This is a genomic window from Thermoflexibacter ruber (assembly GCF_900113045.1).
Lineage (GTDB): Bacteria > Bacteroidota > Bacteroidia > Cytophagales > Thermoflexibacteraceae > Thermoflexibacter > Thermoflexibacter ruber.
On record NZ_FONY01000087.1, the window covers coordinates 1 to 5,850 of the forward strand.

A 5,850-nucleotide genomic window follows, 5' to 3' on the forward strand; every position below is an offset into this window, starting at 1 on the left:
TCGCTGTTTTTGAGAAAATACACCCATTCGTCAAGAGTGTCTTTGGCTACGTCATTAAAGTTATTTACTTTTAAAATATAGTATTTAGGAAAAATATCCGATACCTTTTCAACTTTAAAATCCTGCTTTTGCAAGGTTGTAGGTAACAAAATATCATTTTCGTGTAAGCCTACAAATTCGCCTTTGTACTCATAAACGTAGTCCTTTCCTTGCCCTAAGCCAAAATAGACAATATTGATAGAATAGATTTTTTTGATAGCCCCATAAGGCTCACCTTCTTTGATATACTCCGTAACTAATTTAGACACACCATAAATCATACGCTGAAAGTAGTCAATTTCAGAGTCATTCTGAACTTCTACTAGCATTAACTCATTATTTGGGCTTTTTACTAAAATATCTACACGATTGTATTTGTCGTATTCGTCTTGCTTGTTACCTTCGCTTTCCAAAATGCTTTCTATGGTTACATCAAAGCGAAGTAACTCCGATAAAAAGCCTTCCAAAATACCAAAATTAGCTTTGTGGCGTAGCAATTTTTTCATTGCCCAATCAAAGCGAATTAGTTTCCTACTCATAATGTTTTTTTACAAATTTACAAAAAGTTAGGCACATTTTCAGTGCCTAACTCAAAAAACTTATCCGTTGTATCCATTTCGTCTTGCATTATCAATGCAATCGGACTTGTTCACATAACCTTGTGAAGATGAGCCTACTATTTTTCCGTTTGATGCTATTCTTCTCCAACGCCACAATTTTTGTGGGTCTTGATAAAATTCGCATTTGTCGTTCATAGTTAAAATTTAGAAGTTGAAATAAACTGTACCTGCACAAGATGCCTTGTATTCAAAGTTTGCGGCTATTTCTTTGCCGTCAAGTAATTCATTAACTTGGTGTACGAAACAGTAAGTTACTGTTTGCCACCCAAAACTTGTCTGATAAGCAACTACTTCAATTTTTTCTTTTCCTCCATATTGAGGTGCAGTAACCCTGATTCTTAAAGGGACTTTCTCCCAACCATTGAACCCTTTCTTATAGCCAGTTACTCGGTACTCCTCTTGCAACATAAATAAATTTTCTTGAAGTGTTGGATGGGCAGAGCCAGAAGCAGAAATAAGGACAATAAAAATTGCCAAAACAACAAACTGAATTAAAATTGGCTTACTTTTCATAAAACTAACTATTTAAAGTGAAACAAAATTTTCATTACCAAATAGTTAGGCTATGAAATAGGTGGTTTTTTTCCGTTAGTTTCCTAAAATTGTGCCTAACGGAAAAATGTTTGCGAAGGGCGGGATTAAATAGCACTTCCCTTGCCCTACGCACAAAGTTAATAGAAAGCACAAATGTTTCAAATTAGCACATTAGTCCGCCTTTTCGCAAACATAATGTTGTGCGATGCTTATTTTATTGCGAATAATGTTGGACTTTCTTGCTTTACAAAATAGTGTATTTTGTTTGACTTTTTAACGGTTTGTATGTTGGGTAAAGATTTTAATTTTTTCGCAAGTTCTTTGTCCGACATATTCAGTTTCACTTTTTCAAGTATTTGTTTCGGGGTAAGGGTTTGTTTTTCAAGCAAAATGATTACTTCGTCTATTTCATTCTTTTTAGAAGTTCCGTTTATATTAGGTTTTTCTATGGCTTCTACTACTTCTATATTTTCTATTGCATTTCCTTCAAAATCAACTGCTTTTGCTCCTTTTTCAATTAAAATAAGGTTCGCATTTTTTTCGTTTTGATTAGGCTTGCGAACTAAAATAGTTCTCCCTTTTTTCAAACCGTCTATTACACCTGCCCAAGTTCCACCACTTTCAGAGGATTGTGCTACGTAAATTTCAGTTGCTAAGGCATAAATAATTGGGTTACGTGCCATTGCTAACCCTGCACTCCAAACAGATTTTGGGTGAAAGGTACTTAGCACTAATACATCGCCTGCGGTAATCTCTTTATAATATTTTTTGATGCCCGAACCAAAGGTCATAATACCTTGCGGAAGTACAATAATACTTTGTCCTTTGTATTGAATAGCACTATCCAATGCTTGTTTATCAACTCCTTTTGCAAAACCACTTACCACAACTCTGAATTGTTGGGAAGCCTTTTTTGCAATATTATCTGTAAACTGCAACGAAATATCATCAGCATCACGACTGCCTACTATTGCGATACTGTTTGCTTGCATAATTTGCTTATTTCCTTTTACGTATAAAATGGTTGGGGCTTTTAATTTCAAGTTGGCTTTCAAGGTTTTAGAATATTCAGGCGAATTGATAGGTACTACTTCAAATCCTTGTGAAAGTAAATCTTCTGCTAAAAAAGCATTGTTCGGTAATTCAGATTTGGCATTTTGCAAATCCAAAATATCTGTATCAGACAAAGCAAACTTATCTTTCCATTCATTTTCAGAATGGAAAAAAGTTTCCAAACTCATTTGGTTATCGTGAACAATTTTCACTACCAAACGGTTAATTTTTTCCGTTCCCCACTTGGATAAGTGAGCCAAAGTAATCCAATAAGGTATTTCGCTATGTTGCTTCATAAATCTCCACCTACGGTTTTAGCAATAACTAAGGGTGCTACTTTCACAGCCCCTAATTTAGATAAATATTTTCCAATTTCCTTGATAGTTGCCCCACTATCATAAATATCGTCTATCAGTAAAACAGTTTTTCCTATGATTTGGTTTGGATTTTCAAGTATAAAAGCATCTTTCAAGTTGTCCTTTTTGAGCAAGCCTGTCTGAAAAATCTTTTGAGATTGTGTTGTTCTACTTTTCTTCAAGGCGTTTGAAAAAGTAAAATTCAAAGATTTAGCAATTTTTTCAGCAAAGTTTTTTACTAAATCTCCACTTTCGGTGGGTGGTACGTATAAAACCACATCAAATTTTTCCTTGCCAAAATGTCTATAAAAGGCTTTGAGTGTTAAACGCAATAACCAATCAGGAAAATCCCCGCCATTTTCGTATTTACTTCTGTGAAGTGCCTGCCCTACATTGGAAATGCCGTAGTAGGATGCGGCTACACCATTTACAAGATTTGTAGTTTTGTTTTCAACTTCCAAAATAGGAAAATAGGTTTCTCTGAAATCTGCTAATTTATTTCTCCAATCTTCTGTTACACTTACTTGAATGTTCTTTTGCCGACAATTATCACAAACTCCACAATCTTTGTGAAGATTATCTCCTAAAAAGTCGCAGAGAAATTTCATTCTGCAAGTTGAAATCGTCAAATAGTTCAACATTTCATCAAATTCTTTGAGTTTTGCATCTCGTAACTCTTCAAAACTTTTTGTGTCTAAGGCTGGCGAACCAAATTTAAACTCATATTTCTTGCTGTTTCTATCAATGGCTTCAATCACAATGCCTTGTGCTATCAAGTCCGCTAAAATTACATTGACTTGGGTTTGTTTTAGATTAGTGGCTTTTATAATTCCGTGCAACCCTAGTCTTTCAGATTTTACTGCATCTATTACACGTTGGTACTTTTTAATTTCAGGTCTTCCTCCTTCTATAAAAGATAAGGGCAAAGTTTTGTCATCATTGGGATTATAAAACAAAATAATATGTGAAGGTTTGCCATCTCGTCCTGCTCTACCTATTTCTTGATAATAGTGAATAGGCGAAACAGGGATTTGCGTGTGTACCACAAAACGAATATCAGATTTATCAATTCCCATTCCCAAAGCATTCGTGCTGACTACACACTTGTATTCGTTGCTCATTAAACCTTGTTCTATGTCTTTTTTGGTTTCGGTATCTATGCCCGAATTGTAGTGTACCGACTTGATTTTCAGATATTCAAACCATTTGGCGTAAATTTCTGTGCTTACTCTTGTTCCTGTATATACTACTCCTGTGCCTTGTATTTTTTCTAAGTTTTGTGCTAACCAAATCATTTTTTCGTCTTCGGATTGCACCGTAATTACATATAACTTTAGATTTTCTCTCAACAAGTTTCCACGAATTGAAATAATATTTTTTCCGATTTGTGCTTTAATGTCTTCTTCTACTCGTTTAGTTGCGGTTGCGGTGGTGGCTAAAACCGGGAAATTGAGGGGAAGTAAATTTACTAAATTGACAATTTTTCGGTAAGAAGGAATAAAATCGTGTCCCCAAGTAGAAATGCAATGTGCTTCATCTACTACTACCATTGCAATTTTGAAATTCTTATCCCGTACTGTTTCTAACCACTTTACATTTTCCATTCTTGCAGGGTGAATGTAGAGTAATTTTAGTTTTCCGTTGAGTGCATCATTGATAGTTTGATTATTTTCTTCTTCGGTGTGCTGTGATGATATAAAGTTGGCTGCAATACCTAAATCCTGCATTTTTTGTACTTGGTCACGCATTAAGGCAATCAAAGGCGAAAAGATAATTGTAACACCTTCAAATTGTGTCGCAGGAAATTGATAACACAACGACTTTCCAAAACCTGTTTTTTCAATCAAAAGTACACGTTGCCCTTGTAATATTTTATCTATTACTGTCCATTGGTTGTCGTGAAATTCGTTAAAACCAAAAGTAGATTTCAGTTTCTGTTCGGCTTGTTGTCTTGTCATTGGCTTGTTTCATTAAGTATTGCCCAACGAATAGGGCTTTGCGTTCGGGCGGATTTCATAGCACAAAGTTTCAATTTATTACTAAAGTTCATTAGAAGCACAAAACTCCAAGTTTATGCGTCAGCCCGCCTGACGCAAAACCCGTGTTATAGGCTGTTTTATTTTCCATTCTGTTTCATTTGTGCTAAAAAGAATTTTATAACTTCTAAGTTCATATTTGATGTTGTCCAATGACCAACTTTTTCATATGTTTTAAAGGTCGCATTGATGTTAACTTTCAAATATACTTTTTGGCATTCTAAATACCTTTTTTGAATTGTCGCTCCAATATTATCATTGATTATTTTTCGTTCCTTTTTGTTGTAGGCATCATCATACTGAACTGCATCGTTGTCGTCTAATTCGCCCATATAGATGAATTGAGGAATGGATTTGTAAGTTTCAAAGTCAAATTTTTGTTTGAATAGTTTTTCAAAATCATTTGTCCCAATGGGATAGTTGAGTTTAACACTGTTAATTTCATTTTGAGGTAACATAAGTATTCCATTAAAACCACCAATAGCTAATGCTTTAATTTTAGCTGGGTGTAAAAATGAAAAACGGTTTATAAAAGTTGCAGAAGCTGAAAAACCACTCATAAAGACTTTGTCTGCAACTATAATATTCATTGTTTTTAATACATTTCTTGCATCGTTTATCATTTCCAATAATTGTAAGTCAAGTCGTTTCAGATTTGTGGATTTTTCTAAAATTACATCTCTGTCCAAGGCGTGTGTGTAGATTAGCGGTTTTGATGCTGGTCGTGGAAAAATTGGAACAAGTATCGGAATTTTTAGTTCGGTTGATATGTTATTTCCTACGGAATTTTTTGTCGCTAAGAAAATAGCGTGTTCTTTATGAACTTCAATGCTGTCTGAAAGTTTACCTGTGTTGTTAGGTTCAACAAGCAAAAATGTCTGTTTGTGCAGTTTAGTTCCTTTAGGAATAAACAAAATGTAGTCGTTGTGAAAACCTTTTGCGGTATTTTTTTCTATAACAAGTAAGCTATCTGCCGAAAAAATGTCTGTCTGTGACATTTGAGCAAACAAAATATTGCAAGTCAAAAAAAGTATTAAGGTCGTAACAATATGTCGTGTTTTATTTGTCATTTCTACTCTCAATTATTGTATGTTTTGGTCTGTTCTAAAATAGCCTATAACGTTTTCGGGCTTTGCGTTCGGGCGGGTTTCGGAGCACTAAACTGTCAACCAGCACTACACTTGAATAGAAGCACAAAGCTCCAAGTTTGCA

6 protein-coding genes are annotated in these 5,850 nt (G+C 34.6%); all 6 read right to left on the bottom strand.

Annotated features, from left to right (window positions below; translation table 11 throughout):
* Positions 1-578, bottom strand: a 578-nt coding sequence (locus BM141_RS21960; RefSeq protein ID WP_177217514.1) for a PD-(D/E)XK nuclease family transposase, incomplete at its 3' end; no start/stop codon positions are given.
* A gap of 60 nt (positions 579-638) precedes the next feature.
* The gene (locus BM141_RS21965; protein ID WP_091549583.1) at positions 639-794 is read right to left on the bottom strand and encodes a YegP family protein; all 156 of its coding nucleotides are present in this window, start codon (positions 792-794) and stop codon (positions 639-641) included.
* 9 nt (positions 795-803) lie between these two features.
* A complete protein-coding gene (locus BM141_RS21970) occupies positions 804-1,172 on the bottom strand; it encodes a hypothetical protein (protein WP_091549584.1) in 369 nt (122 codons plus the stop codon).
* 230 nt (positions 1,173-1,402) lie between these two features.
* On the bottom strand, positions 1,403-2,542 hold the full coding sequence (locus BM141_RS21975) for a DNA-processing protein DprA (protein ID WP_091549585.1): 1,140 nt from the start codon (positions 2,540-2,542) through the stop codon (positions 1,403-1,405).
* Positions 2,539-4,560: a RecQ family ATP-dependent DNA helicase gene (locus tag BM141_RS21980; protein ID WP_091549586.1), complete on the bottom strand. Its 2,022-nt coding sequence runs from the start codon at positions 4,558-4,560 to the stop codon at positions 2,539-2,541. The genes BM141_RS21975 and BM141_RS21980 overlap by 4 nt, the downstream gene beginning before the upstream one ends.
* 158 nt (positions 4,561-4,718) lie before the next feature.
* Positions 4,719-5,636: a hypothetical protein gene (locus BM141_RS21985; protein WP_091549587.1), complete on the bottom strand. Its 918-nt coding sequence runs from the start codon at positions 5,634-5,636 to the stop codon at positions 4,719-4,721.
* Positions 5,637-5,850: the final 214 nt, after the last annotated feature.

What these genes read in the sequence shown, in the direction of transcription:
- BM141_RS21985 (WP_091549587.1), bottom strand. Translation starts at nt 5,636, where the DNA reads ATGTCACAGACAGACATTTTTTCGGCAGATAGCTTACTTGTTATAGAA.
- BM141_RS21965 (WP_091549583.1), bottom strand. Translation starts at nt 794, where the DNA reads ATGAACGACAAATGCGAATTTTATCAAGACCCACAAAAATTGTGGCGT.
- BM141_RS21970 (WP_091549584.1), bottom strand. Translation starts at nt 1,172, where the DNA reads ATGAAAAGTAAGCCAATTTTAATTCAGTTTGTTGTTTTGGCAATTTTT.
- BM141_RS21980 (WP_091549586.1), bottom strand. Translation starts at nt 4,560, where the DNA reads ATGACAAGACAACAAGCCGAACAGAAACTGAAATCTACTTTTGGTTTT.
- BM141_RS21975 (WP_091549585.1), bottom strand. Translation starts at nt 2,542, where the DNA reads ATGAAGCAACATAGCGAAATACCTTATTGGATTACTTTGGCTCACTTA.